This is a genomic window from Kitasatospora cystarginea (assembly GCF_039533515.1).
GTDB lineage: Bacteria > Actinomycetota > Actinomycetes > Streptomycetales > Streptomycetaceae > Kitasatospora > Kitasatospora cystarginea.
In genome coordinates, this window is the sequence record NZ_BAAATR010000032.1 from 25,350 (window position 1) to 52,105 (window position 26,756).

General features: G+C 70.9%; 23 protein-coding genes. 22 read left to right on the forward strand and 1 reads right to left on the reverse strand.

Going from position 1 to position 26,756, the window contains the following annotated elements; all coding sequences use genetic code 11:
* The first annotated feature begins 81 nt into the window (after positions 1 to 81).
* From argS to ABD369_RS28645, 12 genes are all read left to right on the forward strand, one after another.
* Entirely contained in the window at positions 82 to 1,746 is a 1,665-nt protein-coding gene (argS, locus tag ABD369_RS28590; protein ID WP_344639443.1) for an arginine--tRNA ligase, read from the forward strand.
* 99 nt (positions 1,747 to 1,845) lie between these two features.
* Positions 1,846 to 3,237, forward strand: a complete 1,392-nt coding sequence (lysA, locus tag ABD369_RS28595) for a diaminopimelate decarboxylase (protein WP_344639444.1) — start codon at positions 1,846 to 1,848, stop codon at positions 3,235 to 3,237.
* 129 nt (positions 3,238 to 3,366) lie between these two features.
* Complete coding sequence (locus ABD369_RS28600) at positions 3,367 to 4,659, forward strand: homoserine dehydrogenase (protein ID WP_344639445.1); 1,293 nt, start codon at positions 3,367 to 3,369, stop codon at positions 4,657 to 4,659.
* A 7-nt stretch (positions 4,660 to 4,666) separates the two neighbouring features.
* On the forward strand, positions 4,667 to 5,773 hold the full coding sequence (thrC, locus tag ABD369_RS28605; RefSeq protein ID WP_344639446.1) for a threonine synthase: 1,107 nt from the start codon (positions 4,667 to 4,669) through the stop codon (positions 5,771 to 5,773).
* A 391-nt stretch (positions 5,774 to 6,164) separates the two neighbouring features.
* Positions 6,165 to 7,082: a homoserine kinase gene (thrB, locus tag ABD369_RS28610; protein ID WP_344639447.1), complete on the forward strand. Its 918-nt coding sequence runs from the start codon at positions 6,165 to 6,167 to the stop codon at positions 7,080 to 7,082.
* Between the two features lie 614 nt (positions 7,083 to 7,696).
* Positions 7,697 to 9,769: a transcription termination factor Rho gene (rho, locus tag ABD369_RS28615; RefSeq protein WP_344639448.1), complete on the forward strand. Its 2,073-nt coding sequence runs from the start codon at positions 7,697 to 7,699 to the stop codon at positions 9,767 to 9,769.
* A 158-nt stretch (positions 9,770 to 9,927) separates the two neighbouring features.
* Entirely contained in the window at positions 9,928 to 11,004 is a 1,077-nt protein-coding gene (locus tag ABD369_RS28620) for an LCP family protein (protein ID WP_344639449.1), read from the forward strand.
* Positions 11,005 to 11,125: 121 nt separating this feature from the next.
* Positions 11,126 to 11,347 (forward strand): 50S ribosomal protein L31, encoded by a 222-nt coding sequence (gene rpmE, locus ABD369_RS28625; protein ID WP_344639450.1) that lies wholly within the window; start codon positions 11,126 to 11,128, stop codon positions 11,345 to 11,347.
* A 139-nt stretch (positions 11,348 to 11,486) separates the two neighbouring features.
* Positions 11,487 to 12,563: a peptide chain release factor 1 gene (gene prfA / locus ABD369_RS28630; protein ID WP_344639451.1), complete on the forward strand. Its 1,077-nt coding sequence runs from the start codon at positions 11,487 to 11,489 to the stop codon at positions 12,561 to 12,563.
* 20 nt (positions 12,564 to 12,583) lie between these two features.
* Positions 12,584 to 13,450, forward strand: a complete 867-nt coding sequence (gene prmC / locus ABD369_RS28635) for a peptide chain release factor N(5)-glutamine methyltransferase (RefSeq protein WP_344639452.1) — start codon at positions 12,584 to 12,586, stop codon at positions 13,448 to 13,450.
* A 173-nt stretch (positions 13,451 to 13,623) separates the two neighbouring features.
* Positions 13,624 to 14,271, forward strand: a complete 648-nt coding sequence (locus tag ABD369_RS28640; protein ID WP_344639453.1) for an L-threonylcarbamoyladenylate synthase — start codon at positions 13,624 to 13,626, stop codon at positions 14,269 to 14,271.
* A gap of 38 nt (positions 14,272 to 14,309) precedes the next feature.
* Positions 14,310 to 14,963 carry an arsenate reductase/protein-tyrosine-phosphatase family protein gene (locus tag ABD369_RS28645; protein WP_344639508.1) on the forward strand — a complete coding sequence of 218 codons (654 nt, stop codon included), beginning with the start codon at positions 14,310 to 14,312 and terminating at the stop codon, positions 14,961 to 14,963.
* Positions 14,964 to 15,156: 193 nt separating this feature from the next.
* Here ABD369_RS28645 and ABD369_RS28650 read toward each other — a convergent pair whose 3' ends face one another.
* Positions 15,157 to 16,650, reverse strand: a complete 1,494-nt coding sequence (locus tag ABD369_RS28650) for an alpha/beta fold hydrolase (protein WP_344639454.1) — start codon at positions 16,648 to 16,650, stop codon at positions 15,157 to 15,159.
* Positions 16,651 to 16,747: 97 nt separating this feature from the next.
* On the opposite strand from ABD369_RS28650, the gene ABD369_RS28655 reads away from it, so the two are divergent.
* The 10 genes from ABD369_RS28655 (at position 16,748) to ABD369_RS28700 (ending at position 26,755) form a co-directional block, all read left to right on the forward strand.
* Complete coding sequence (locus ABD369_RS28655; RefSeq protein WP_344639455.1) at positions 16,748 to 17,659, forward strand: helix-turn-helix domain-containing protein; 912 nt, start codon at positions 16,748 to 16,750, stop codon at positions 17,657 to 17,659.
* 139 nt (positions 17,660 to 17,798) lie between these two features.
* On the forward strand, positions 17,799 to 19,058 hold the full coding sequence (locus ABD369_RS28660) for a serine hydroxymethyltransferase (protein WP_344639456.1): 1,260 nt from the start codon (positions 17,799 to 17,801) through the stop codon (positions 19,056 to 19,058).
* Between the two features lie 173 nt (positions 19,059 to 19,231).
* Positions 19,232 to 20,533, forward strand: coding sequence for an MraY family glycosyltransferase (locus tag ABD369_RS28665; protein ID WP_344639457.1), 1,302 nt, complete (start codon positions 19,232 to 19,234; stop codon positions 20,531 to 20,533).
* 288 nt (positions 20,534 to 20,821) lie between these two features.
* A complete protein-coding gene (locus ABD369_RS28670; protein ID WP_344639458.1) occupies positions 20,822 to 21,259 on the forward strand; it encodes a Cg1360 family ATP-synthase-associated protein in 438 nt (145 codons plus the stop codon).
* 261 nt (positions 21,260 to 21,520) lie between these two features.
* Positions 21,521 to 22,348 (forward strand): F0F1 ATP synthase subunit A, encoded by an 828-nt coding sequence (atpB, locus tag ABD369_RS28675; RefSeq protein ID WP_344639459.1) that lies wholly within the window; start codon positions 21,521 to 21,523, stop codon positions 22,346 to 22,348.
* 84 nt (positions 22,349 to 22,432) lie between these two features.
* Entirely contained in the window at positions 22,433 to 22,678 is a 246-nt protein-coding gene (atpE, locus tag ABD369_RS28680; RefSeq protein ID WP_344639460.1) for an ATP synthase F0 subunit C, read from the forward strand.
* Positions 22,679 to 22,712: 34 nt separating this feature from the next.
* Positions 22,713 to 23,270, forward strand: a complete 558-nt coding sequence (locus ABD369_RS28685) for a F0F1 ATP synthase subunit B (RefSeq protein WP_344639461.1) — start codon at positions 22,713 to 22,715, stop codon at positions 23,268 to 23,270.
* Complete coding sequence (locus tag ABD369_RS28690) at positions 23,267 to 24,082, forward strand: F0F1 ATP synthase subunit delta (RefSeq protein ID WP_344639462.1); 816 nt, start codon at positions 23,267 to 23,269, stop codon at positions 24,080 to 24,082. The genes ABD369_RS28685 and ABD369_RS28690 overlap by 4 nt, the downstream gene beginning before the upstream one ends.
* A gap of 150 nt (positions 24,083 to 24,232) precedes the next feature.
* Positions 24,233 to 25,807, forward strand: a complete 1,575-nt coding sequence (gene atpA, locus ABD369_RS28695; RefSeq protein WP_344639463.1) for a F0F1 ATP synthase subunit alpha — start codon at positions 24,233 to 24,235, stop codon at positions 25,805 to 25,807.
* 33 nt (positions 25,808 to 25,840) lie between these two features.
* A complete protein-coding gene (locus ABD369_RS28700; protein ID WP_344639464.1) occupies positions 25,841 to 26,755 on the forward strand; it encodes a F0F1 ATP synthase subunit gamma in 915 nt (304 codons plus the stop codon).
* Position 26,756: the final 1 nt, after the last annotated feature.

Genomic DNA, 26,756 nt, shown 5'->3' on the forward strand with positions numbered 1-26,756 from the left:
GCGCCCGACGGGCGCGGCACGGGTGTCCCAACCGGCAAACCGGGTGCGGGCGCGCCGCCCCTCTCGCCTAGGCTTGGCGTCGTGACCCCCGCAGAGCTTTCCCAGGCAGTCCAGGCCGCAGTGAGCGCCGCCGTCGAGGCCGGCGAGCTGACCGTCACCGTGCCCGAGCACGTGACGGTCGAGCGGCCCAAGAACAGGGACCACGGCGACTACGCCACCAACGTGGCCCTCCAGCTCGCGAAGCCGGCCGGCAAGCCGCCGCGAGCCGTGGCCGAACTGGTGGCCGCCCGACTGCGAGAGGTCACCGGCATCGCGAAGGTCGACATCGCCGGCCCGGGCTTCCTGAACATCACCCTGGACGCCGCCTCCGCCGGCGAGCTGGCCCGCACCATCGTCGCGGCGGGCGAGGCCTACGGCCGCAACGAGGCGCTCAAGGGCCTGAAGATCAACCTGGAGTTCGTCTCCGCCAACCCGACCGGCCCGATCCACATCGGCGGCGTCCGCTGGGCGGCCGTCGGCGACTCCCTCGCGCGCATCCTCCGGGCCACCGGCGCCGACGTCACCACCGAGTACTACCTCAACGACGCGGGCGTGCAGATCTCCAAGTTCGCCGCCTCGCTGCACGCCGCCGCCAACGGCCGGCCCGTCCCGGCCGACGGCTACGTCGGCGAGTACATCGGCGACATCGCCAAGGCGATCACCGACAGCGTGCCCGGCCTGCTCGACCTGCCCGAGGACGAGCAGCGATCAGTCTTCCGCGAGCAGGGTCTGGCGCTCATGGTCGCCGAGATCAAGCGTTCGATGGAGGAGTTCGGCACCCACTTCGACGTCTGGTTCTCGGAGAAGTCGCTGCACGACTCCGGCGCGGTCGGCAAGTCGATCGAGCGGCTGCGCGAGCAGGGCCACGTCTTCGACCAGGACGACGCGATCTGGCTGCGCACCACGGACTTCGGCGACGACAAGGACCGCGTCCTGATCAAGGCCGACGGCGACACCACCTACTTCGCCGCCGACGCCGCCTACTACCTGAGCAAGCGGGACCGGGGCAGCGAGGTCTCGGTCTACATGCTCGGTGCCGACCACCACGGTTACGTCAACCGCCTCAAGGCCATCGCGGCCTGCGCGGGCGACGACATGAACCGCAACATCGAGGTGAAGATCGGCCAGTTCGTGAAGATGCTTCGCGACGGCGAAGAAGTCCGGATGTCCAAGCGGGCCGGCAACATCATCACGATCGACGACGTGGTCGACTGGATCGGCGTGGACGCCGCCCGCTACACGCTGGCGCGCTCCTCCACCGACTCCACCATCACCCTCGACATCAACCTGCTGACCAGCCAGACCAGCGAGAACCCGGTCTTCTACATCCAGTACGCGCACACCCGGATGTGCGGCGTGCGGCGCAAGGCCGAGAGCATGGGCATCACCAAGGGCTCGGCCGAGGACTTCAAGCCGGAGCTTCTGAGCACCGAGTGGGAGTCCGAACTGCTGGGCGCCCTCGCCGACTTCCCGCGCGTCCTGGCCAAGGCCGGCGAGCTGCGCGAGCCGCACCACGTCGCGCGCTACCTGGAGGAGGACGTGGCCCGGAAGTACCACCGGTTCTACGACCACTGCCAGATCCTGCCCAAGGGCGACGAGGAGGTCACCGACCTCACGCGCGCCCGCCTCTGGCTGGCCGACGCCACGCGCACGGTGGTGGCCAACGGCCTGGCCCTGCTGGGCGTTTCCGCGCCCGAGCGGATGTAGCCGAGGTCCCCGCGCTGCCGGGGGGCGGTGGCGGTCCGGCCGGGCCGCCACCGCCCCCTTCTGCAAGTACCAGCCGCAAGTGCCAGGGAGAGAAGCCAGATGAGCCGCTCCGCCCACCCCGCCGGGCCGCGCCACGGCGACGTGCTGCCCGAGGGCCACTACCAGGCACCGCCGAGTGACCTGAACGCCCTCGATCCCAAGGTCTGGTCCCGTACCGTCGCCCGCGACGGCCGGGGCGTGGTCACCGTCGGCGGGCTCGACGTCCGTTCGCTGGCGGCCGAGTTCGGCACCCCGGCGTACGTCATGGACGAGGCGGACTTCCGCGCCCGCGCCCGCGCCTGGCGGGAGGCGTTCGGGGACGGCGCGGACGTGTACTACGCGGGCAAGGCGTTCCTCTCCAAGGCGGTGGTCCGCTGGCTGTACGAGGAGGGGCTGAACCTCGACGTGTGCAGCGGCGGCGAGCTGGCCGTGGCGCTGGCCGGCGGGATGCCGGGGGAGCGGATCGCGCTGCACGGCAACAACAAGTCGGTGGGCGAGCTGGAGCAGGCCGTCAAGGCGGGGGTCGGGCACGTGGTGCTCGACTCGTACCAGGAGGTCGAGCGACTGGCCGCCGTCGCCGAGCGCCACGGGACCAGGCAGCCGGTGCTGATCCGGGTCACCGTAGGCGTGGAGGCGCACACCCACGAGTTCATCGCCACCGCGCACGAGGACCAGAAGTTCGGCCTCTCGCTCGCCGGGGGCGCGGCGGCCGAGGGCGTTCGCCGGGTGCTGGCGCAGCCGAGCCTGGAGCTGCGCGGCATCCACTCGCACATCGGCTCGCAGATCTTCGACACGGCCGGCTTCGAGGTGGCCGCCCGCCGGGTGGTCGGCCTGCTGGCCGAGGTCCGCGACGAGCACGGGATCGAGCTGCCGGAGATCGACCTCGGCGGCGGCCTGGGCATCGCGTACACCAGCGAGGACGACCCGCGCGAGCCGGCCGAGATCGCCGCCGCGCTGGCCGCCATCGTCCGCCGGGAGTGCCGGGCGGTCGGACTGGAGGTGCCCCGGCTGAGCGTGGAGCCGGGCCGCGCGATCGCCGGCCCGACCGCGTTCACGCTGTACGAGGTGGGCACGGTCAAGCCGCTGGAGGGCCTGCGCACCTACGTCAGCGTGGACGGCGGGATGTCGGACAACATCCGCACCGCGCTGTACGACGCCGAGTACTCGGTCGCGCTGGTCTCGCGTGCCAGCGAGGCCGAGCCGATGCTGGTCAGGGTGGTGGGCAAGCACTGCGAGTCGGGTGACATCGTGGTGCGGGACGCCTTCCTGCCCGCCGACCTGGCGCCCGGCGACCTGCTCGCGGTGCCGGCCACCGGGGCGTACTGCCGCTCGATGGCCAGCAACTACAACCACGCACTCAAGCCTCCCGTGGTGGCCGTCGCGGACGGTTCGGCCCGGGTGATCGTCCGCCGGGAGACGGAGGAGGATCTCCTGCGTCTCGATATCGGCTGACGAAATTCTTGTCTCAGATCATGGACTCGCCGTAGATCGGTGCGGAAAGTCCCCGAGACTGGTATGGACGAATACCGTCGGGCCATCGGGAAAGGCCCGGCGGAGACCGAGAATGCAGAGCGGAGTCGGATGATGCGTACGCGCCCGCTGAAGGTGGCGTTGCTGGGCTGTGGTGTGGTGGGCTCCGAGGTGGCGCGCATCATGACGACGACGGCCGACGACCTCGCCGCGCGGATCGGCGCACCGGTCGAGCTCGCCGGTATCGCCGTCCGCCGCGCCGGTCGGGTCCGGCCCGGAGTGCCTGAGCACCTGATCACCACCGATGCCGAGGCCCTGGTGGGCCGGGGCGACATCGACGTCGTCATCGAGGTGGTCGGCGGCATCGAGCCCTCCAAGCACCTGATCCTGTCGGCCTTCGAGCAGGGCGCCTCGGTGGTCAGCGCCAACAAGGCGCTGCTCGCCAAGGACGGTGCCGAACTGCACCGGGCCGCCGCCGAGGCCGGTGTGGACCTGTACTACGAGGCCGCCGTGGCCGGCGCGATCCCGCTGATCCGCCCGCTGCGCGAGTCACTGGCCGGCGACAAGGTCGACCGGGTGCTGGGCATCGTGAACGGCACCACCAACTTCATCCTCGACAAGATGGACTCCACCGGTGCCGGGTACTCCGAGGCGCTGGAGGAGGCCACCGCGCTCGGTTACGCCGAGGCCGACCCCACCGCCGACGTGGAGGGCTTCGACGCCGCCGCCAAGGCCGCCATCCTGGCCGGGATCGCCTTCCACACCCGGGTGACCGCCGCCGAGGTCTACCGCGAGGGGATCACCGAGGTCACCGCCGCCGACATCGCCTCGGCCAAGGCGATGGGCTGCGTGGTCAAGCTCCTGGCGATCTGCGAGCGCGCCGCCGACGGCGCCTCCGTCACCGCCCGGGTCCACCCGGCGATGATCCCGCTGAGCCACCCGCTGGCCTCGGTGCGCGAGGCGTACAACGCGGTGTTCGTCGAGGCGGAGGCGGCCGGCCGGCTGATGTTCTACGGCCCCGGCGCCGGCGGCTCGCCGACCGCCTCGGCGGTGCTCGGCGACCTGGTGGCGGTCTGCCGCAACAAGCTGAACGGCGCCACCGGCCCGGGCGACTCGGTCTACACCAGGCTGCCGGCCAAGCCGATGGGCGAGGTCGTCACCCGCTACCACGTCAGCCTGGACGTCGACGACCGCGCGGGTGTGCTCGCCCAGGTGGCTTCGGTCTTCGCCGAGCACGGCGTCTCCATCGACACCGTGCGCCAGCAGGGCCGCGACGGCGACGCCTCGCTCGTCGTGGTGACCCACCGCGCCACCGACGCCGCGCTGTCGGCGACGGTCGACAAGCTGCGCGCGCTGGACAGCGTGCGTGACGTGGCCAGCATCATGCGGGTCGAAGGGGAGTAAGGCAGAGATGAACGCAGCGACCGCCGACCGCCCGAGCGGGCGGACCGCATCCCACACCCACCAGTGGCGCGGCCTGATCGAGGAGTACCGCGACCGCCTGCCGGTGAGCGACACCACCCCCGTGGTCACCCTGCTGGAGGGCGGCACGCCGCTGGTCCCCGCCCAGGTGCTCTCCGAGCGCACCGGCTGCGAGGTCTACCTCAAGGTCGAGGGCGCCAACCCGACCGGGTCCTTCAAGGACCGCGGTATGACCATGGCCATCTCCAAGGCCAAGGAGGACGGCGCACAGGCCGTCATCTGCGCCTCCACCGGCAACACCTCGGCCTCCGCCGCGGCGTACGCGGTGCGGGCGAAGATGGTCTCGGCGGTGCTGGTGCCGCAGGGCAAGATCGCGTTCGGCAAGATGGGCCAAGCCCTGGTGCACGGCGCCAGGATCCTCCAGGTCGACGGCAACTTCGACGACTGCCTGACGCTGGCGCGCGAACTGTCCGAGAAGTACCCGGTGGCGCTGGTCAACTCGGTCAACCCGGTCCGGATCGAGGGTCAGAAGACCGCCGCCTTCGAGATCGTGGACATGCTGGGCGACGCCCCCGACATCCACGTCCTGCCGGTCGGCAACGCGGGCAACATCACCGCGTACTGGAAGGGCTACCGGGAGTACGCCGAGGACGGGATGGCCTCCCGCAAGCCGCGGATGTGGGGCTTCCAGGCCGCCGGTTCGGCCCCGATCGTGGACGGCGCCCCGGTGCTGCACCCGCAGACCATCGCCACCGCGATCCGGATCGGCAACCCGGCATCCTGGGACTACGCGCTGGCCGCCCGGGACGAGTCCGGCGGCCTCATCGACAAGGTGACGGATCGTCAGATCCTCTCGGCGTACCGGTTGTTGGCCTCCCAGGAGGGTGTCTTCGTGGAGCCCGCCTCGGCCGCCGGCGTGGCCGGCCTGCTGGCCAAGGCGGAGGCCGGGCTGGTGGACCGGGGGCAGCGGATCGTCTGCACCGTCACCGGCAACGGCCTGAAGGACCCCGACTGGGCTGTGGCCGGTGCGCCGCAGCCGCAGGTCGTCCCGGTCGACCCGGAGGCGGCGGCCCGCCGCCTCGGACTGCTGGACTGACCGGCTTGACCCCGCAGCGGGGTTGACATTATGTCAGCAGTGGGCCGGCCCTTGTGGGACCGGCCCACTCGACGTCTCGCCCTGGCGCCTTTTGTGTCAATTGGCCGACCCTTTTCGTCCCCTTTTCCGTGCACTTTCCGGCCAGAACAGGCAACACGGCAGATCGGGGCCTGTTGGGTGTACCGCTGTGGAACCTCTCTTCGATAGTCTGGACCCGGCGGGTCGCGCCCTGACGTGACCGCCCGCCTCGCCGGGGCTCGCCGCACGGGCCCCGCCCGGGTACCCCCCACCAAGTCGGCCCGACGCGACCGGGCCGCCCACCGTCCGCCGCATGAGGCGCCTCGCGCCCCGCGTGGCAACGCCCGAGTTTCCCCCAGGAGAGTCCGAACACATGGCTGGTCCTGCGTTCCGTGCTGCCGCCGTCCGGGTCCGAGTCCCGGCCTCCAGTGCCAATCTCGGCCCCGGATTCGACGCCTTCGGACTCGCCCTGGGGCTCTATGACGACGTCGTGGTCCGGGTCGCCGAATCCGGTCTGAGCGTGGACATCGCCGGTGAGGGCGCCGAGACGCTGCCCCGGGACGAGAACCACCTGCTGGTCCGCTCGATGCGGGCGGCCTTCGACCGGCTCGGCGGCCAGCCGCGCGGCCTCGAAGTGGTCTGCGCCAACCGGATACCGCACGGCCGCGGCCTGGGCTCCTCCTCCGCCGCGATCTGCGCCGGCATCGTCGCGGCCCGCGCCGTCACCATCGGCGGCCCGTCCGCCCTGGACGACGCGGCACTGCTGGCCCTCGCCACCGAGCTGGAGGGGCATCCCGACAACGTCGCGGCCTGTCTGCGCGGCGGGTTCACCATCGCCTGGACGGACGAGGAGCGGGCCAGCGCGATCCGCCTCGACCCGTCCGAGCAGGTCGTCCCGGTCGTCTTCGTGCCGTCCACCGAGGTGCTCACCGAGACGGCCCGCGGCCTGCTGCCCAAGACCGTCCCGCTCGCCGACGCGGCGGCCAACGCCGGGCGCTCCGCGCTACTGGTCGAGGCCCTCACCCGGCAGCCCGAACTGCTGCTCGCCGCCACCGAGGACCGGCTGCACCAGGACTACCGCGCCTCTGCGATGCCGGACAGCGCCGCCCTGGTCGCCGCCCTGCGCGCCGAGGGCGTCCCGGCCGTCATCTCCGGCGCCGGGCCGACCGTACTCGCCCTCTCCGACGAGGCCGGCGCCGACAGGCTGGCGGAGTTCGGGGGCACGGCGTTCGCCGTCCACCGGCTCAAGCTGGACCGCGTCGGTGCCGCGGTACTGCCGCTGGACCTGTGACGCGTTTCCCACGGGTGGCACGTTGAACAGCGTGAATGCGGCAATTCAATGGACATGGGGCGCGATTCGTGAGAGGGACACGATTCGTGGGACAGACACGATTGACGAGATCAGGGCTGGGGAATGTGTCAGGGGGTCGGTAGTGTTAACCTCATTGCTGCACCAGATGCCCTCCGGGGCGCGGTGCGCCGCGTCCCGAGCCCGCCCCGGCACTGTGGAGCAGTCCGCAGTAGCAGGAACCGGAAGTACGGGACCACGATTCTCCGGGAGCCCGCCAAAGCGCGTACGCAGCCTGCCTGCGCGATTGCGGCCGCATCCCGAAGCCGTGACGGCACCTGACCCGCTTTTTCGGCCTCGTCCCTAGTGGCACGGCCGAGCGGGGCCCGTGGTACCGCCGCGCGACGGGGGCCCGGGTATCGCAGGCAGCGAGGTCGGCGGGAGACCGATCCGCAGCCCACTTCGCACCACAGTGCACCGCACATCGCAGCTCCCCGGACTGGCTCCGCCATTCGGGGGATCACCGCCTCGGACCGACGCAGTCGAGCGTTGGTCAGGACAGCACAACCGGTCGCCGAGCCAGACAGGCCGACGTCCGCTCCAGGGAAGGACCCTTAGTGAGCGACACCACCGATCTGATGGGCGCGCGCCCGGACGCTGACGCGTCGGACGCGGCCGCCGCCGCCCCCGCGGCCCCGGCGCGACGCCGCCGTACCGCCGCCGCGGGCCTGGACGGCCTGGTCCTGGCCGAGCTGCAGAAGCTCGCCTCGACCCTCGGAATCAGCGGTACCGGACGCATGCGCAAGAGCCAGCTGATCGAGGCCATCAAGGAGAAGAGCGGCGGGGACCCGCTGCTCGCCGGTGCCGCGGCCGCGCCGGCCAAGCGGACCGCCAAGGCGGCGCCCGCCGCCGCTGCTCCGGCCGCCGAGGAGGCTAAGCCCGCGCGCCGTACCAGGGCCGCCGCTGCCGCGACCGCCGAGCCGGTCGCGCAGATCGAGATCCCGGTCCAGGCCGCCGCCGAGACCACCGCCGCGCCCGCACGCGCCGAGCGCCCCCGTCGCCGGGCCACCGCGGCCGCCGGCGCCCCGGTCGCCGAGGCCGCCGCCGAGCCGACCACCGCCGTGGTCGCCGAGGCCAAGGCCGAGACCCGCACCGAGACCCGCGCCGAGGGCAAGCCCGCCGAGGGGCGCGGCTTCGAGGGCGAGGGTCGCTCCGAGGGCCGCCGCGAGCGCCGCGACCGCCGCGAGCGGCGCGAGGGCGAGCGCGTGGAGGGCGGCGAGGCCCAGGCCGCGCAGGACGGCGACGGGCGGGAGTCGCGCCGCGAGCGCCGCAGCCGCCGGGACCGCCGCGAGGGCGGCCAGCAGGGCCAGCAGCAGGCCGTGCAGGAAGGCGGCCAGGGCCGTCAGCCGGCCGCCCAGCCGGCCGTCGGCGGCTTCGAGGAGGACGAGTACGGCGACGGCCGCCGCGGCCGCCGGGGCCGCTACCGCGACCGCCGTGGCCGCGGCCGCCGCGAGGGCTTCGAGGGCGGCGCCGTCGAACCGCAGATCGGCGACGACGACGTCCTGATCCCGGTCGCGGGCATCCTGGACATCCTCGACAACTACGCCTTCGTCCGGACCTCCGGCTACCTGCCGGGCCAGAACGACGTCTACGTCTCGCTGGCCCAGGTCCGCAAGCACGGTCTGCGCAAGGGTGACGCCATCACCGGCGCCGTGCGCCAGCCGCGTGACGGCGAGCGCCGGGAGAAGTTCAACGCCATGGTGCGGCTGGACTCCGTCAACGGCATGGACCCGGACAGCGGCCGCAACCGCCCCGAGTTCGGCAAGCTGACCCCGCTGTACCCGCAGGAGCGCCTGCGGCTGGAGACCGACCCGGGCGTCCTGACCACCCGCATCATCGACCTGGTGTCGCCGATCGGTAAGGGCCAGCGCGGTCTGATCGTCGCCCCGCCGAAGACCGGCAAGACGATGATCATGCAGGCGATCGCCAACGCGATCACCCACAACAACCCCGAGTGCCACCTGATGGTCGTCCTGGTCGACGAGCGTCCGGAGGAGGTCACCGACATGCAGCGGTCGGTGAAGGGCGAGGTCATCTCCTCGACCTTCGACCGCCCGGCCGAGGACCACACCACCGTCGCCGAGCTCGCCATCGAGCGTGCCAAGCGCCTGGTGGAGCTGGGCCACGACGTGGTGATCCTGCTGGACTCGATCACCCGCCTGGGCCGCGCCTACAACCTGGCGGCTCCGGCCTCCGGCCGCATCCTGTCCGGTGGTGTCGACTCGACCGCGCTGTACCCGCCGAAGAAGTTCTTCGGTGCCGCGCGCAACATCGAGAACGGCGGCTCGCTGACCATCCTCGCCACCGCCCTGGTGGAGACCGGCTCCCGGGCCGACGAGGTGGTCTTCGAGGAGTTCAAGGGCACCGGCAACATGGAGCTCAAGCTCGACCGCAAGCTCTCGGACAAGCGCATCTTCCCGGCCGTCGACGTCGACGCGTCCTCCACCCGCAAGGAGGAGATCCTGCTGGGCAACGAGGAGCTGGCCATCACCTGGAAGCTCCGCCGGGTGCTGCACGCGCTGGACTCGCAGCAGGCGATCGAGCTGCTGCTGGACAAGATGAAGCAGACCAAGAGCAACGCCGAATTCCTGATGCAGATCGCCAAGACCACGCCGGGCTCCGGCGACTGACGATCCGTCCGACCGTAAGCCCCGGACCGCTTCGCGCGGTCCGGGGCTTACGCGTTTCCAAGGGAAATTTAAGAAATTGCCTTACAATCCTCTGCTTCGCTTATGCTCGAAAAGGTGCGCAGGTCGAAATGACGTGCAGGTGGAGGAGCGGGGGCAATATGGTCGACCATCGCAGGAATAGCGGCCGATGGCTGCGGATCGCCGTGTTCACCCTGGCCGGTCTGCTCGTCCTCGGCGGCGCGGCCGCCGGATACGCGTACTGGAAGCTGAACCGCAACATCAAGGGCGTGGACATCAACGCCCAGCTCGGCACCGCCCGGCCGCCCGCGGCCACCGACGGCTCGTTCAACGTGCTGGTCCTGGGCTCGGACTCGCGCAGCGGCAGCAACGGCAACCTGGCCGGCGGGAACGCCGACGGCACCGCGCGCTCGGACACCGCGATGGTGGTGCACGTCAACCAGGACCACACCGCGGCCAGTGTGGTGAGCATTCCCCGCGACACGCTGGTGCCCCGTCCCGAATGCCTCACCGCCGGCGGGAAAACCGTTCCCGCCGCGCGGAGCGTGATGTACAACTCCGCGTTCGAGACCGGTGGTCCGGCGTGTGCGGTGAAGACCACCGAGCAGCTCACCGGGATGCGGATGGACCATTTCGTGGAGATCGACTTCTCGGGTTTCGCGAATTTCATAGACGCGATCGGCGGGGTGGACGTGACCACCACGGTGAGCATCAAGGACAAGGACAGCGGCCTCGACCTGCCGGCCGGCGACCACCACCTGGGCGGGACCCAGGCGCTCGCCTTCGTCCGCACCCGGCACGGCGTCGGCGACGGCAGCGACCTCGGCCGGATCGAGCTGCAGAAGCAGATGGTGAAGTCGATCATGAAGCAGATCGGCGGCATCGGGCTGACCTCCGACCCGACCCGGCTCTGGTCGGTGGCCGACGGCCTCACCAGGAGCCTCACCACCGATTCCGACCTGGCCTCGGTCAACGCGCTGGTGGGCATGGCCGGCACGCTCAAGAAGATCGGCCCGAACGAGCTGACCATGGTCACCCTGCCCGTGGGCACCGCTCCCAGTGACCCGAACCGGGTGGTACCGCAGCAGCCGCAGGCAGACCGGCTCTGGACGGCGCTCAGGGCGGACCAGTCGGTGCCACACTCGATAGTGACCACCCAGCCCGCCAACCCGGCCGATGCGAGCCCCAGTGCGAAGGCGGGCCGAGGCCCGGAATAACCGGAAGCGCAACCCGGTTTGGGAAGAAGCGGTCGGTCCTGGCAGACTGGTCCGTCGGTCCCGGTTCACGAGCAGCTCCCTGCTGCCGACCCGGTGCCCTCCCGAACACTAGGAGAACCCCTTGAAGCCCAACGTTCACCCCGAGTACGTGGTCACCAAGGTGACCTGCACCTGTGGCAACGAGTTCACCACCCGGTCCACCGAGACCAGTGGCGAGATCCGCGCCGAGGTCTGCTCGCAGTGCCACCCGTTCTACACCGGCAAGCAGAAGATCCTCGACACCGGTGGCCGCGTGGCCCGCTTCGAGGCCCGCTTCGGCAAGCAGCACAGCGCGAAGGCCTAGCGCTCACTCGGCGCCGGTCTCCGGTGCCCCCGTACTCGGCGGGGGCACCGGGACCGGCGCCGTTCGTGTCTCTCCCCCGCAGCCGTCACCCGCGCGTCACCCCCCGGCGGCGCGTCTCTCACGGAAGTAGGCCCATCCCATGTTCGAGGCAGTCGAAGAGCTCCTCGTCGAGCACGCCGACCTCGAGAAGAGGCTGGCCGACCCGTCCGTCCACGCCGACCAGGCGAACGCCCGCAAGCTGGCCAAGCGCTACGCCGAGCTGACCCCGATCACCCGGACCTACCTGTCCTGGAAGCAGGCCGGCGACGACATCGAGGCCGCCCGCGAATTCGCGGCGGAGGACCCGGACTTCTTCGCCGAGGTGAAGGACTCCGAGGCCCGCCGCGAGGAGCTGACCGAGGAACTGCGGCTGCTGCTCGTCCCCCGCGACCCCAACGACGACAAGGACGTCATCCTGGAGGTCAAGGCGGGCGAGGGCGGCGAGGAGTCCGCGCTGTTCGCCGGCGACCTGCTGCGGATGTACCTGCGGTACGCCGAGCGGGTCGGCTGGAAGACCGAGATCATCGACGCCAACGAGTCGGACCTCGGCGGCTACAAGGACGTCTCGGTCGCGGTGAAGACGAAGGGCGGCACCGAGCCCGGCAACGGCGTCTGGGCCCGGCTGAAGTACGAGGGCGGCGTGCACCGGGTGCAGCGGGTGCCGGCCACCGAGTCGCAGGGCCGGATCCACACCTCGGCGGCGGGCGTGCTGGTCACCCCCGAGGCCGAGGAGGTCGAGGTCGAGATCCACGCCAACGACCTGCGGATCGACGTCTACCGCTCCTCCGGTCCTGGCGGCCAGTCCGTCAACACCACCGACTCGGCGGTCCGGATCACCCACCTGCCGACCGGTATCGTGGCCTCCTGCCAGAACGAGAAGAGCCAGCTGCAGAACAAGGAGCAGGCGATGCGCATCCTGCGGTCGCGCCTGCTGGCCGCCGCGCAGGAGGAGGCCGAGCGGGAGGCCTCCGACGCCCGCCGCAGCCAGGTCCGCACGGTGGACCGCTCGGAGCGGATCCGTACGTACAACTTCCCGGAGAACCGCATCTCCGACCACCGCACGGGCTTCAAGTCGTACAACCTGGACCAGGTCCTGGACGGCGACCTCAATGCGGTGATCCAGTCCTGCGTGGACGCCGACGCGGCAGCCAAGCTGGCCGCCGCCCAGGAGAACTGAGTACCTAAGGGGTCGGTCGGATGAACCTGCTGCTCGCCGAGGTGGCCCAGGCCACCCAGCGGTTGGCCGCGGCCGGCGTGCCGTCGCCGCGCTTCGACGCGGAGGAGCTCGCGGCGTACATCCACAACGTCAAGCGCAGCCAGCTGCACACGGTCAAGGACGCCGACTTCGACGCCCGGTACTGGGAGGCGATCGCGCGCCGGGAGGCGCGCGAGCCGCTGCAGCACATCACGGGGCGGGCGTTCTTCCGCTACCTGGAGCTGGAGGTGGGCCCCGGGGTGTTCGTACCCCGGCCGGAGACCGAGACGGTCGTCGAGTGGGCCATAAACGCCGTGCGCGACATGGACGTTGCCGAGCCCCTGGTGGTCGACCTGTGCACCGGCTCCGGCGCCATCGCGCTGGCGCTCGCGCAGGAGCTGCCGCGCTCCATCGTGCACGCCTTCGAGATGGACGAGAAGGCGCTGGAGTACACCCGCCGGAACATCGCCGCCAGTTCCGACCGGGCCCGCGTCACCCTGCACGCCGGGGACGCGACCCGCGCCTTCGAGGACGACCGCTCCTGGGACGGCCGCTTCGACCTGGTGATCAGCAACCCGCCGTACATCCCGCTCACCGAGTGGGAGTACGTCGCCCCCGAGGCCCGCGACCACGACCCGGAGCTGGCCCTGTTCTCCGGTGAGGACGGGCTGGACACCATCCGTGGCATCGAGCGGGTCGCGGCCCGCCTGCTGCGGCCGGGCGGCGCGGTCGTCATCGAGCACGCCGACACCCAGGGCGGCCAGGTGCCGTGGATCTTCAACGAGGATGCCGGCTGGACGGACGCCGCCGACCACCGGGACCTGAACAACCGGCCGCGCTTCACAACCGCCCGGAGGGCGTCGTTGTGAGCCGTCGAGCAGAGCACGACCGCCCGGGCGCGTCGTGGTGAACGACCGAGCAGAGCACGACCGCCCGGGCGCGTCGTGGTGAACGACCGAGCAGAGCACGACGGCCCGGAGGGCGTCGCCGTGATACACGCCGTCCGGACCGACCTGAGCCATCCTGGAAGGGGACCGTACCGATGAGCCGCCGATACGACTGTGCCGATGCCGGTGACCGGGCCACGGGCCTGCGCGAGGCCGCCTCGGCGATCCGCCGCGGCGAGCTGGTGGTGCTGCCCACGGACACCCTGTACGGCATCGGTGCCGACGCCTTCAGCCCGGAGGCCGTCGGCGGGCTGCTGGCCGCCAAGGGGCGAGGCCGCAACATGCCCTCGCCGGTGCTGGTCGGCTCGCCGACCACCCTGCACGGCCTGGTCACCGACTTCTCCGAGCAGGCCTGGGAGCTGGTCGACGCGTTCTGGCCGGGCGGTCTGACCCTGGTCGCCAAGCACCAGCCCTCGCTGCGCTGGGACCTCGGCGAGACCCGGGGCACCGTCGCGGTCCGGATGCCGCTGCACCCGGTCGCCATCGAGCTGCTCAACAACACCGGTCCGCTGGCCGTCTCCAGCGCCAACAAGAGCGGCAGCCCGGCGCCCGCGACCTGCGACGACGCCTTCGCCCAGCTCGGCGAGTCGGTCGCGGTCTACCTGGACGGCGGTACGGCCGAGCACGCCACCCCCTCCACCATCGTGGACGTCACGGGCAAGGTCCCGGTCCTGCTGCGGGCGGGCGCGGTCAGCGTCGAGCAGCTGAGGGAGGTCGTCCCGGACCTGGAGGCCGGCAGTTGACAGCGGCCTCGCTGCACGGCGCCGGTCCGGCCTCCGGCATACCCGAGTACCCCGGGTACCTCACCGTCTCGCCCCGGCCGCTGGAGACCTTCCGGATCCTGTTCGTCTGCACCGGCAACATCTGCCGGTCGCCGATCGCCGAGCGGCTGACCCGGCACGAGCTGGACGTCCGGCTGCGCGGGTCCGCCGCCGACCGGATCCTGGTCGAGAGCGCCGGCACCTGGGGGCACGAGGGCGCGCCGATGGAGGCCCACGCGGCGACGGTGCTGGACGAGTACGGCGCGGACAGCGCGGGTTTCGTCGGCCGTGAACTACTGGACGAGCACGTGGTCGAGGCCGACCTGGTGCTCACCGCAACCCTGGACCACCGGGCGCAGGTCATCTCGATGGGCCACACCGCCGGGCTGCGGACCTTCACGCTGAAGGAGTTCACCCGGCTGGTGCGGCGGATCGACCCGAGCACGCTGCCGGACCCGCGGCAGGGCGCGGACGTCACCCAGCGGGCCCGGGCGCTGGTCCGCTCGGCGGCCGCGCTGCGGGGGTGGCTGCTCGCCGCCTCGCCGGAGGCGGACGAGGTGCACGATCCCTACGGCGCACCGATCGGGATGTTCCGCAACTGCGGCGAGGAGATATTCGACGCCGTCGAACCCGTGGTCACCGCCCTCACCGGCGTTCCCGGCCACGCGGCCTGAATCGCGGGGGCGCTCGGCGACGGCGAGGCGCCCCCGGCCCGGCCGATCACCCCCCGGGCCGGGGGCGCCACCGCCCCGTGGCCCGTACCGGCGCTTCGACGAAACCACGTCCCGCCCCCCGAAGCAGTGCCCCGGCGAAGGGCGGTACTCCCGCCCCCGAGCAGTCCCCCGACCGGCTCGGGAGCGGCAGGACTCATCCCCGCAGGTGCCCCAGCACCGACCGCATCGCGTGCTCCACGGCGGCGCGTGCCTCGTCGGTGTGGTCGAGCGTCTCGAACCCGTGGTGGCCGAGCGGCACGTCGATCACCTCGACATCGGCCCCGCAGTCCTCGGCGGCGGCCAGGAACTCCTCGCCCGACGCCGCGATCTCCGGGATGTCCAGCTCCACCCGGGTCAGCACGATCGGCAGCCGGCCCGCGGAACGCAGCGCGGCCGCCGGACGGAACCGGGACTCCCCGAGCCCCCAGGCCGGCATCGGCGCGAGCATGGCGTAGGTCGCCGCCACGCACCGCAGCCACGGCGGCGGCGTCGCGAGCCAGTCCGCGGACAGCAGTGCGCCGCCGGAGAAGAACCACAGGGCGACCCGTTCCCCGTCGACGCGCGGATCGGCTCGGACGAGTTCGACCGCCGCCGCGACGTCCTCGGCGGACTGCTCGTAGGAGCGGGTGTCGTGCAACCGGTGCTCCATCGTCACGCCGACCGCTCCCAGACTCGCCGCGTACCGGCCGTAGCCCACGAAGGCCGGCCACTCCCGCGGCCTGGGCCGCATGCCGGGGGGAACGGGGCCGCCGTGGACGAACACCACGGCCGGCCTGGGGCCGTCGGCGTCGGGCAGGTACAGGTCGACGTGCCCCACCCGCTCGCGCCCACGCTCCGGTACGTCCAGCACGAAGGGCCGGTGGAGTGCGGGCTGCTCCGGTGCGGACAGCCGGTGCCCTTCGCCCGCGGCGGCCCGGAGCAGTACCTCGGCCAGCTCGTCGGGGCAGGACAGCATCGGCCAGTGCCCGGTCGCGAGTTCGAAGATGCCCACCCCGGGGTCGAGGAGCGGCTTGAAGCGCGGCTCTCCCATGCGTGCCACGGTCTCGACCATGGCGATGCTCAGCCCGTTGGCGGTGCACAGGATGCCGGACGTCGGAATCCCGGAGGCCGCCCCCGACAGCCGCAGCGGCCGGCTGAACGTGCCCAGCGGCTGCGGTGCGGCAAGCTCGACCAGCCGGGCCAGTGAGTCCGCCGGGACGCCGGCGGTGCTGCCCAGGGACGGCCAGTCGTCGAGCGACGGCGGGGAGATCAGTCCGCTGTCCTCGGCCTGCCGCAGCAGCCGGTCCCGGACCGCCGGGTCGGGCAGCAGGTCGAGGACCGACTCACCGTCCAGGACCAGGCCCGCGTCCAGGTAGACGATCCGGGAGATCCGCTCGGGGCGCCGGTCGGCGGCGCCCAGCACGGGGTGGATGCCGTAGTCGTGGCCGACGATGACCAGTTCCGGAGCGTCCACCTGGTCGATCAGTCGCACCAGGTCCTCGATGTGGGTGTCCAGATCCGTGTCGGGACCCGCGAGATCGCGGCCCTCGCCCATGCCGGTGAGTGTCACCGGGTGCACCTCGGCCCCCGACTCCCGCAGCCGGGCGGCCACCTCCTGCCAGATCCAGCCGCCGGTGTAGCTGCCCGGCACCAGCACGAACGCAGTCATGATCGTCTCCTTGCACGTCTCGGTCCGCACGGTCAGCCCCGGAGGCCGCCCGCGCTCCCCGGTACGGTAGGAACTCCCCCTGAGGGAGGTTCAAGCCTTGAGTCCTGAAAGCACGTTGAGCATCGGAGAACTGGCCGAGCGCGCGGGCGTCACCGTGAAGACCGTCCGCTTCTACTCGGACCGCGGACTGCTGCCCGAGGCCGGCCGCAGCACCGGGGGGCACCGCCGGTACGCCCCCGAGGCGCTCGGGAGGCTCCGCCTGATCCGCTCGCTGCGCACCCTCGACCTGCCGGTCCCGGAGGTGGGCCGGGTCCTGGACCGGGAGGGCGCGCTGGAGGACGTCATCGCGGGGCAGCTGAAGGAGCTCGGCTCGCAGCTGGCCGCCCTGCGCTGGCGGGAGGCCGCCCTCCAGCTGCTCCGGGACTGCACCGCCGAGGAGCGCGTCGACCGGCTGCGCCTGATCGGTGCCGTGGCCACCCCGCCCAGCACGGCCCCGATGGTGCGGTTCTGGCGCCAGGTGCTGCCCGCGCGGCTGCCGGCCCGGTTGTTCTCCTCGATCGTCGAAGCGGCGGTTCCGCAACCGCCCGCGGATCCGACCCCGGCCCAGGTGCTGGCCTTCGCCCGGCTGCACGCCCTCACCTCCGAAGCCCGCCTGGGCCACTGCCGACCGGAATCCCACTGCCAGGGCAAGGACCCGGCCGTGCTCTACGACGGCCTGGCCGAGGCGTACGGGCTGGCCGCTCCGGACCTGCGGGCGCGGGCGCGGCCGTACGAGGGCGCGGCGCTCGACTGCTTCGTCGCCGCCCACGCCCGCTTCCACCGGACGCGGGACACCCCGGCCTTCCGCAGCCGGCTCAGCGGCCTGCTGGCCCAGTCGGCGGACTCCGTCATGGACGGCTACTGGCAGCTCGGCGCCGAACTGTCCACGTCGGCGGAGCCGACCCTCGGTGCCACCGACGACTGGCTGCGCGCCGCCCTGGACAGCCAGGTCGACCAGGCGGCGCGCTGACGCCTTCGGGGCGCGGGGCCGGCGCGGGAATCCGCCGGACAGGCCCGAAAGGTGTCTGCTGGCTCGCGTCGGCGGGCCGGAAGCGGGGCCCGGTCCTACGCTGGAGGGGATCCGCCCGCCGCTGCCCGGGAGTGCCGCCATGACCGTCACCGATGCCGCACAGGTGCACTGGGAGGCCGCAGCGGCCCTGCGGCAGGCCGACCCCCAGCTGGCCGATCTGCTGGCCGCCGAGGCGGTCCGCCGGGCCGAGAGCCTGCAGCTGCTGGCGGGGGAGAACGTCACCAGCCCGGCGGTGCTGGCGGCGCTGGGCGGACCGCTGATCGACAAGTACGCCGAGGGCTACCCGGGGCGGCGGCACCACGCGGGCTGTGCGCTGGCGGACGCCGCCGAGCTGCTGGCGATCGACCGGGCCAGGCAGCTGTTCGCCGCCGAGCACGCCAACGTCCAGCCCCGGTCGGCCACTTCGGCGATGCTCGCGGCCTACGCGGCACTGCTGCGGCCCGGTGACGTGGTGCTGGCGATGTCCCTGCAGCACGGCGGGCATCTCAGCTGCGGCTCGCGGGCGAACTTCTCCGGCCGCTGGTTCGACTTCATCGGTTACGGGGTGCGCGAGGACGACCAGTTGATCGATCTCGACCAGGTGCGCGAACTGGCGAGACTGCACCGGCCGAAAGCCATCGTCGCGGGCGGAATTTCCTATCCCCGACATCTGGACTGGGCCGGATTCCGGAAGATCGCAGACGAAGTGGACGCCTATCTGATCGCCTCCGTCGCCCAGATCACCGGACTGATCGCCGGGGGAGTGGCCCCCTCGCCGGTGCCGTACGCGGATGTGACCGTGGCCGCCACGCACAAGCTGCTGCGCGGCCCGCGCGGTGGGCTGCTGCTCTGCTCGGCCGAGTTGGCCGAGCGGGTGGACCGGGCGGTGTTCCCGTTCAGTCAGGGCGGGGCGGCGATGAACGAGGTGGCGGGCAAGGCGGTGGCCTTCGCCGAGGCCGCAACGGCGGCGTTCGCCGAGTACCTGCACCGGGCGGTGGACGGTGCCCGCGCCCTGGGCGAGGTGCTGGCGGCCGCGGGGGCCCGGCCGCAGACCGGCGGCACCGACACCCACCTGGTGACCGCCGACGTCAGCCCGCTCGGGCTGAGCGGCCGGGAGGCCGAGCAGCGCTGCGCGGCGGCCGGGCTGATGCTCGGCAAGTGCGCGCTGCCGTACGACCCGGCACCCGCGGCCGAGGGGTCGGGCATCAGGCTCGGTACCGGCGCGCTGGCCGCCCAGGGCCTGGGGCGGAGCGAGTTCGCCGAGGTCGGGGCACTGATCGGGCGGCTGCTGACCGACGGCCCCGACCCCGTGATCGGCGCCCGGGTGCGGGAGCTGGCGGCGGCCTTCGGGGTGCGCTGAGCGGGGCCGGGGTCGCGTCGGCGGCGGAGAAAACGGGGGTGAGGCGAACCGCGGTGCGCACCTGCTCGTCCGACTCAATAAGGTGTGCACCGTGGCGTCGCACCTCGAACCCCTGACAAGCACGGGAGTACCTTCGGTACTCGACCGTCGGACCGTCGCGCTGGAGGCCAGTGGTGCGTGAGTATCTGCTGGTGCTGTTCGTCACCGCGGCCGTCACCTACCTGCTGACCGGTCCGGTACGGAAGTTCGCCATCGTCGCGGGTGCGATGCCGGCGGTCCGCGAACGCGACGTACACCGGGAACCGACGCCCCGGCTCGGCGGGATCGCGATGTTCGGCGGTCTGTGCGCCGGGCTGCTGGTGGCCTCGCAGCTGACCAACCTGGGCCACCTGTTCATCCAGACCGCCGACGTGCGGGCGCTGCTCTCCGGTGCCGGGATCATGTGGATCCTGGGCGTGCTGGACGACAAGTGGGGCGTGGACGCCCTGGTGAAGCTCGGCGGTCAGATGATCGCCGGCGGTGTCATGGTCTGGCAGGGCGTGACCGTGATCTCGATTCCGGTCCCCGGCTTCGGCACGGTATCGGTCACCCCGACCATGGGGATGATCATTTCGGTGACCCTGGTCGTCGTCATGGTGAACGCGGTGAACTTCATCGACGGCCTGGACGGCCTGGCGGCCGGCATGGTCTGCATCGCCGCGACCGCGTTCTTCCTGTACTCCTACCGGCTCTGGTACGGGTACGGCATCAACGACGCCGCCCCCGCCGTGCTCTTCAGCGCGGTGCTGATCGGGATGTGCCTGGGCTTCCTGCCGCACAACCTGCACCCGGCGCGGATCTTCATGGGCGACTCGGGCTCGATGATGCTCGGACTGATGCTCGCCGTGGCGGCTATTTCGATCACCGGTCGTGTCGACCCCGATCTGATCACCGACCAGACCGGTTCGCAGACCACCACCGTGCACGAACTGGTGCCGATCTACATTCCGCTGCTGCTGCCGCTGACCGTGATCGCGCTGCCGCTGGCCGACCTGCTGCTCGCCGTGGTGCGCCGCACCTGGGCCGGCAAGTCGCCGTTCGCGGCCGACAAGCAGCACCTGCACCACCGCCTGCTGGAGGTCGGCCACTCGCACAGCCGGGCCGTGCTGATCATGTATTTCTGGGCCGCGCTGATCGCCTTCGGCACCGTGGCCTTCTCCTCGATGCCGGGCGCCGGCCGGGCGCTGGTGCTGAGCATCGCCGGGCTCTGCCTGGTCGGCATCGTGGTGCTGCTGATGCCGCGCTTCCGGCCGCACGCCCCGCGCGCCGTACAGGCGTTCGTGCCGCCGCGGTACCGCAAGGCCGTCGGCCGCGGGGCCGAGGCCGCGGCCGAGCTGCCGGCGATGGCGGAGCTGTCCGCCGAGGACAAGGAGCTGCTCGGCCGGATCGGCACCGGGGCCACCGCGGCCGGTGGTCGAGGTGACCGGAACAGCTGATTGGCCGTCAACTTCCGTTCACTCGATGGACGGTATCGTTGAGCCGTCGGTGTGACAGGGGCCACACCTTCATGGTAAAGCTCTAATCAAATAGTTTGTGATACCGTTCACGAGTACCGAGAACACGCCGAAAGATCTGACAGCTGCAGGACTCCTGTCCCTGGTCGGTCTGCCTCGACGGTCCCGCTGTCGAGTGGCCGGACTCCGGCGGACGTTCTCGGTGCGGTGTCATCACCGCGTACTCTGTGCCCGTCCCCATTTCGCCGACATGCCGCCGGAGCTGCCGACATGCCGTCCCACGACGCCCGGATTCCTCTCCGTGGCGCCGCAATCCCCACTGCGGTCGCCGGAGTTGTCGCCCTTGCGATCTCCACCGCACTGGTGGGGTCCAAGGGGCTGATCGGTGCACTCTTCGCAACCGTCCTGGTACTGGCCTTCTTCGCCTCGGGACAGATCGCCCTGGATCGGCTGACCAGGAACAATCCGCAGATGCTGCAGGCCGGTGGGCTGCTCGTCTACATGACGCAGATCCTGCTGGTGGGCATCGTGCTGGCGGTGTTCAAGGACACCACCCTCTTCGACACGAAGGCCTTCGGCCTCAGCCTGCTCGGCTGCGCCCTGACCTGGACGGGCTTCCAGGTGCGCGCCGCGATGAAGGCCAAGATCTACTACGTGCAGACCGACTCCGACGAGAAGCAGGATGCGCCGTCGGGGCGTCAACCGTGACAGGACCAGACTGTCCCCCGAGCGAGGGGGGCGGTGTTTATGCGGTACTGACGGACTGCTATCGTCCGTCGCAGCAGCGGAGTGCGGGATGCGGCCAGGTCCCTCCGGTAGTCGGACGGATCGCCCCCCGGACTCGTGAAGTCTTCGAAGGCCCCGCAGCGTCAACCGCAGCGCCGGGCCGGCGAGAAACCCAACTAGTTCCAGTGCCGCTCCGTGGCCCGAGGCCACGCCGACACACCGAGGTTGCCGTAACCATGCGTCATGACGAAGGAGTCTGTGGTGGGTGCTGACGTACAGCTCGCCTCTGAGGCCGGATGCCACCTGTTCTCCGGTTGCGGCTTCCCCGCCCCTGGCCTGAACGAGTTTCAGTTCAAGCCGATCTTCTCGATCGGCGGCGTCGACTTCAACAAGCCGATGCTGCTCTCGATGGTCGCCGCCCTGCTGGTGGTCGGCTTCTTCTGGACCGCCTTCGCCAAGCCGAAGCTCGTTCCCGGCAAGATGCAGCTCGTCGGTGAGATCGCCTACGACTTCGTCAAGCGCAGCATCGTGCTGGAGACGATCGGCAAGAAGGGCGAGAAGTACGTCCCGATGCTGGTCTCGATGTTCTTCTTCGTCTGGTTCATGAACATCATGTCGATCATCCCGTTCGCACAGTTCCCTGTGACGGCGGCGATCGCGTTCCCGGCGGGCCTGGCGGCCATCGTCTGGATCACCTACATGACCCTGACCTTCAAGAAGCACGGCTTCGTCGGCGGTCTGAAGAACCTCTGCTGGCCATCGGGCATCCCCGGCTGGGTCATGTTCATCCTGGTGCCGATCGAGTTCTTCTCCAACATCTTCGTGCGCCCCTTCACGCTCGCGGTCCGAGCCTTCGCGAACATGTTCGCCGGCCACCTGCTGATCGTGATGTTCTCCGTCGCCTCCTGGTACCTGCTCAGCCCGAGCATCGGTGCGCTGTACGGCAGCGTCTCCTTCGTGGTCGCCGTCGGCCTCACCGCCTTCGAGCTCCTGGTCCAGTTCCTGCAGGCCTACATCTTCGTGATGCTGGCCAGCAGCTACATCGCCGGTGCGCTTGAGGAAGCGCACTGAGCCCGCTGAACCACCCGCTCCACCCCTAGTCGTCCGGTGGCCAATCACCACCGGGTTCCACCCCCCTGAAAGGGACAGCTGAAAATGAGCGCTCTCGCCGCCTCCTTTGGCGTCTACGGTTCCGTTGCCTCCATCGGTTACGGCCTCGCCGCGATCGGCCCCGGCATCGGCGTTGGTCTGATCTTCGGCAACGGTGTGCAGGCCATGGCCCGCCAGCCCGAGGCTGCCGGTCTGATCCGCTCCAACATGTTCATCGGCTTCGCCCTCACCGAGGCGCTCGCCCTGATCGGCATCGTCATGCCGTTCGTCTTCGGCAAGGGCCCGCAGTAAGCCCGCTTAGACCCTTCAGAGGGAAGGTCCAGATATGAGCATCGCGACTCAGCTCGCGGAAGAGGCGCAGATGAACCCGCTTCTTCCGGACACGGTCGAGATCATCATCGGCCTGCTCTGCTTCTTCATCGTCTTCGGCATCCTCGGCAAGAAGCTCCTCCCCAGCATTGAGAAGGTGCTGTCGGAGCGTCGGGACGCCATCGAGGGCGGCATGGAGCGTGCGCAGACCGCCCAGGCCGAGGCTCAGGCCCTGCTTGAGCAGTACCGCGCTGAGCTCGCCGAGGCGCGTCACGAGGCCGCCCGCATCACCGAGCACGCTCGCGAGCAGGGCGCCGTCCTGATCGCCGAGATGCGCGAGGAGGGCCAGCGCCAGCGCGACGCGATCGTCACCGCCGGCCACGCCCAGATCGAGGCTGACAAGAAGCAGGCGACTGCCGCCCTGCGCCAGGACGTCGGTTCGCTCGCCACCCAGCTGGCGACCCGCATCGTGGGCGAGTCCCTGGAGGACCACGCCCGCCAGAGCGGCGTGATCGACCGCTTCCTGGACGAGCTGGAGGCCAAGGCCGCCGTTGCCCAGGGCGCGGCCAAGTGATCGGCGCCAGCCGCGAGGCCCTGGCGGCCGGTCGCGAGAACCTGGAGAGCCTGACCGACAACACCTCGGTGGACTCGGCCAAGCTCGCCGAGGAGCTCGCCGCTGTGACCGCTCTGCTGGACCGCGAGGTCTCGCTGCGCCGCGTGCTGACCGACCCTTCGCGGTCGGGCCAGGACAAGGCCCAGCTGGTCTCCTCGCTGCTGTCCGGCCAGGTCTCCGGCGAGACGGTGGACCTGGTCTCCGGACTGGTCCGGTCCCGTTGGTCCGGTTCCCGTGACCTGGTCGACGCCGCCGAGGAACTCGCCGCCTACGCCGAGATCATCGCGGCGGAGAAGGCCGGCTCGCTGGACGACGTCGAGGACGAGCTGTTCCGCTTCGGCCGCGTGGTCGCCGGTTCGCACGAGCTGCGGTCCGCGCTCACCGAGCCCAAGGCCGGTGTCGCCGAGAAGACGGCACTGATCAAGAAGCTGCTGGGCGGCCGTGCCAACCCGGGCACCGTCCGCCTGGTCACGTCCCTGGTCACCAACCCGCGTGGCCGTAGCCTGGAACAGGGCCTGGAGTCCTACTCCAAGCTCGCCGCCGCCCGGCGCGACCGTGTGGTGGCCCTGGTCACCGCGGCCGTCCCGCTGTCGGACCGCCAGAAGGAGCGGCTCGCCGCTGCGCTGGGCGGGCTGTACGGCCGCCAGGTGCACCTGAACATCGACATCGACCCCGAGGTCGTCGGCGGTGTCCGGGTGCAGATCGGTGACGAGATCATCGACGGCACCGTGTCGAGCCGCCTCGAAGGCGCTCGCCAGGCCCTCGAGGGCTGAGCACCAGCACCATCCGACCCTCGGTCGGGCGCCGGCTCAACAAGAGCCGGTAAATCGTACGGCCGGTTCATACGACCCGGCCGAGAGTCGAGTACTTGCGGCCCTCAATGGCGGGCCGAGGATCGCAAACTAGGAGAGCAGGGAAGCCTGATGGCGGAGCTTACGATCCGTCCGGAGGAGATCCGGGACGCGCTGGCCGACTTTGTCCAGTCGTACCAGCCGGACGCCGCCTCGCGTGAAGAGGTCGGCACGGTCACTGACGCGGCAGACGGTATCGCCCATGTCGAGGGTCTGCCCTCGGTCATGGCCAACGAGCTGCTGAAGTTCGAGGACGGCACCCTCGGTCTCGCGCTGAACCTCGACAGCCGTGAGATCGGTGTCGTCATCCTCGGCGAGTTCGGCGGCATCGAGGAGGGCCAGACGGTCCGCCGCACCGGCGAGGTCCTCTCCGTCCCGGTCGGCGAGGGCTACCTCGGCCGCGTCGTCGACCCGCTGGGCAACCCGATCGACGGCCTGGGCGAGATCGCCTCCGAGGGCCGCCGCGCCCTGGAGCTGCAGGCCCCCGGCGTCATGGTCCGCAAGTCGGTCCACGAGCCGATGCAGACCGGTATCAAGGCCATCGACGCGATGACCCCGATCGGCCGCGGCCAGCGTCAGCTGATCATCGGCGACCGCCAGACCGGCAAGACCGCGGTGGCGATCGACACGATCATCAACCAGAAGGACAACTGGCGCTCCGGCGACCCGAAGAAGCAGGTCCGCTGCATCTACGTCGCCATCGGCCAGAAGGGCTCCACCATCGCGTCCGTCCGCGGCGCCCTGGAGGAGGCCGGCGCGCTGGAGTACACCACCATCGTGGCTGCTCCCGCCTCCGACCCGGCCGGCTTCAAGTACCTCGCCCCGTACACCGGTTCGGCCATCGGCCAGCACTGGATGTACGACGGCAAGCACGTCCTGATCATCTTCGACGACCTGTCGAAGCAGGCCGAGGCCTACCGCTCCGTCTCCCTGCTGCTGCGTCGTCCGCCGGGCCGTGAGGCCTACCCGGGTGACGTCTTCTACCTGCACTCCCGCCTCCTGGAGCGCTGCGCCAAGCTCTCCGACGAGCTGGGCGCCGGCTCGATGACCGGTCTGCCGATCATCGAGACCAAGGCCAACGACGTCTCGGCGTACATCCCGACCAACGTCATCTCCATCACCGACGGCCAGTGCTTCCTGGAGTCCGACCTGTTCAACGCGGACATCCGTCCGGCCGTGAACGTCGGCATCTCGGTCTCCCGCGTCGGTGGCTCCGCCCAGATCAAGGCCATGAAGTCGGTCGCCGGCCGTCTGCGCCTGGACCTGGCCCAGTACCGCGAGCTCGAGGCGTTCGCCGCCTTCGGTTCCGACCTGGACGCGGCCTCCAAGGCCCAGCTGGAGCGCGGTGCGCGCATGGTCGAGCTGCTGAAGCAGGGCCAGTACCAGCCGTTCCCGGTCGAGGAGCAGGTCGTCTCCATCTGGGCCGGCACCACCGGCAAGCTGGACGACGTCCCGGTCGCCGACATCCGTCGTTTCGAGCGCGAGTTCCTGGACCACCTGCGCATCGAGAAGAAGGACCTGCTGGCCGCGATCGTCGAGACCCAGAAGCTCGAGGACGGCACCATCGACGCCCTGACCGAGGCGATCAACGCCTTCAAGCTGGGCTTCACCACGGCTGACGGCAAGCTGCTCTCCGAGCAGGCCTGAGTCCGGTAGCGAGGGAAAGGACTTAAGCGACCCATGGGAGCACAGCTTCGGGTCTACAAGCGCCGGATCCGCTCTGTCACCGCGACGAAGAAGATCACCAAGGCGATGGAGATGATCTCCGCAGCGCGCATCGTCAAGGCGCAGCGCGCGGTGGCCGCCTCCACTCCGTACGCCGATGAGCTCACCCGGGCGGTGACGGCGGTGGCCACCCGGTCCAACGCCAAGCACCCGCTCACCACCGAGAAGCCGGGCGCCTCGCGCGCCGCGGTCCTGCTGGTCACGGCCGACCGTGGTCTGGCGGGCGGTTACTCGACCAACGCCATCAAGCAGGCGGCCGCTCTGACCGAGCGGCTGAAGGCCGAGGGCAAGGACGTGGTGACGTACATCGTCGGCCGCAAGGGTGTCTCGTACTACGCGTTCCGCAACCTCGAGGTCGCGAACTCGTGGACGGGCTTCTCCGACAAGCCGACGTACGCGGACGCCAAGACCGTGGCGAGCGAGCTGATCGAGGCCTTCACGGCCGAGACCGGCGGCGTGGACGAGCTGCACCTGGTCTCCACCAAGTTCGTGTCCATGCTGACGCAGAACGCGGTGGACGCCCGGCTGCTGCCGCTGAAGCTGGACGAGGTCCAGCTCAGCGACGAGTCGGAGGCCAAGCACCAGATCTTCCCGCTGTACGACTTCGAGCCGTCGGCCGAGGGCGTCCTGGACGCCCTGCTGCCGCGCTACGTCGAGAGCCGGATCTACAACGCTCTGCTGCAGTCGGCCGCTTCGGAGCACGCCGCTCGCCGGCGCGCGATGAAGAGCGCGACCGACAATGCCGGCGAGCTCATCAAGTCGCTGACGCGGCTTGCCAACTCGGCCCGCCAGGCCGAGATCACCCAGGAAATCAGCGAGATCGTCGGTGGCGCCAACGCGCTCGCTGACGCGAGCCGCGGGAGCGAATGAG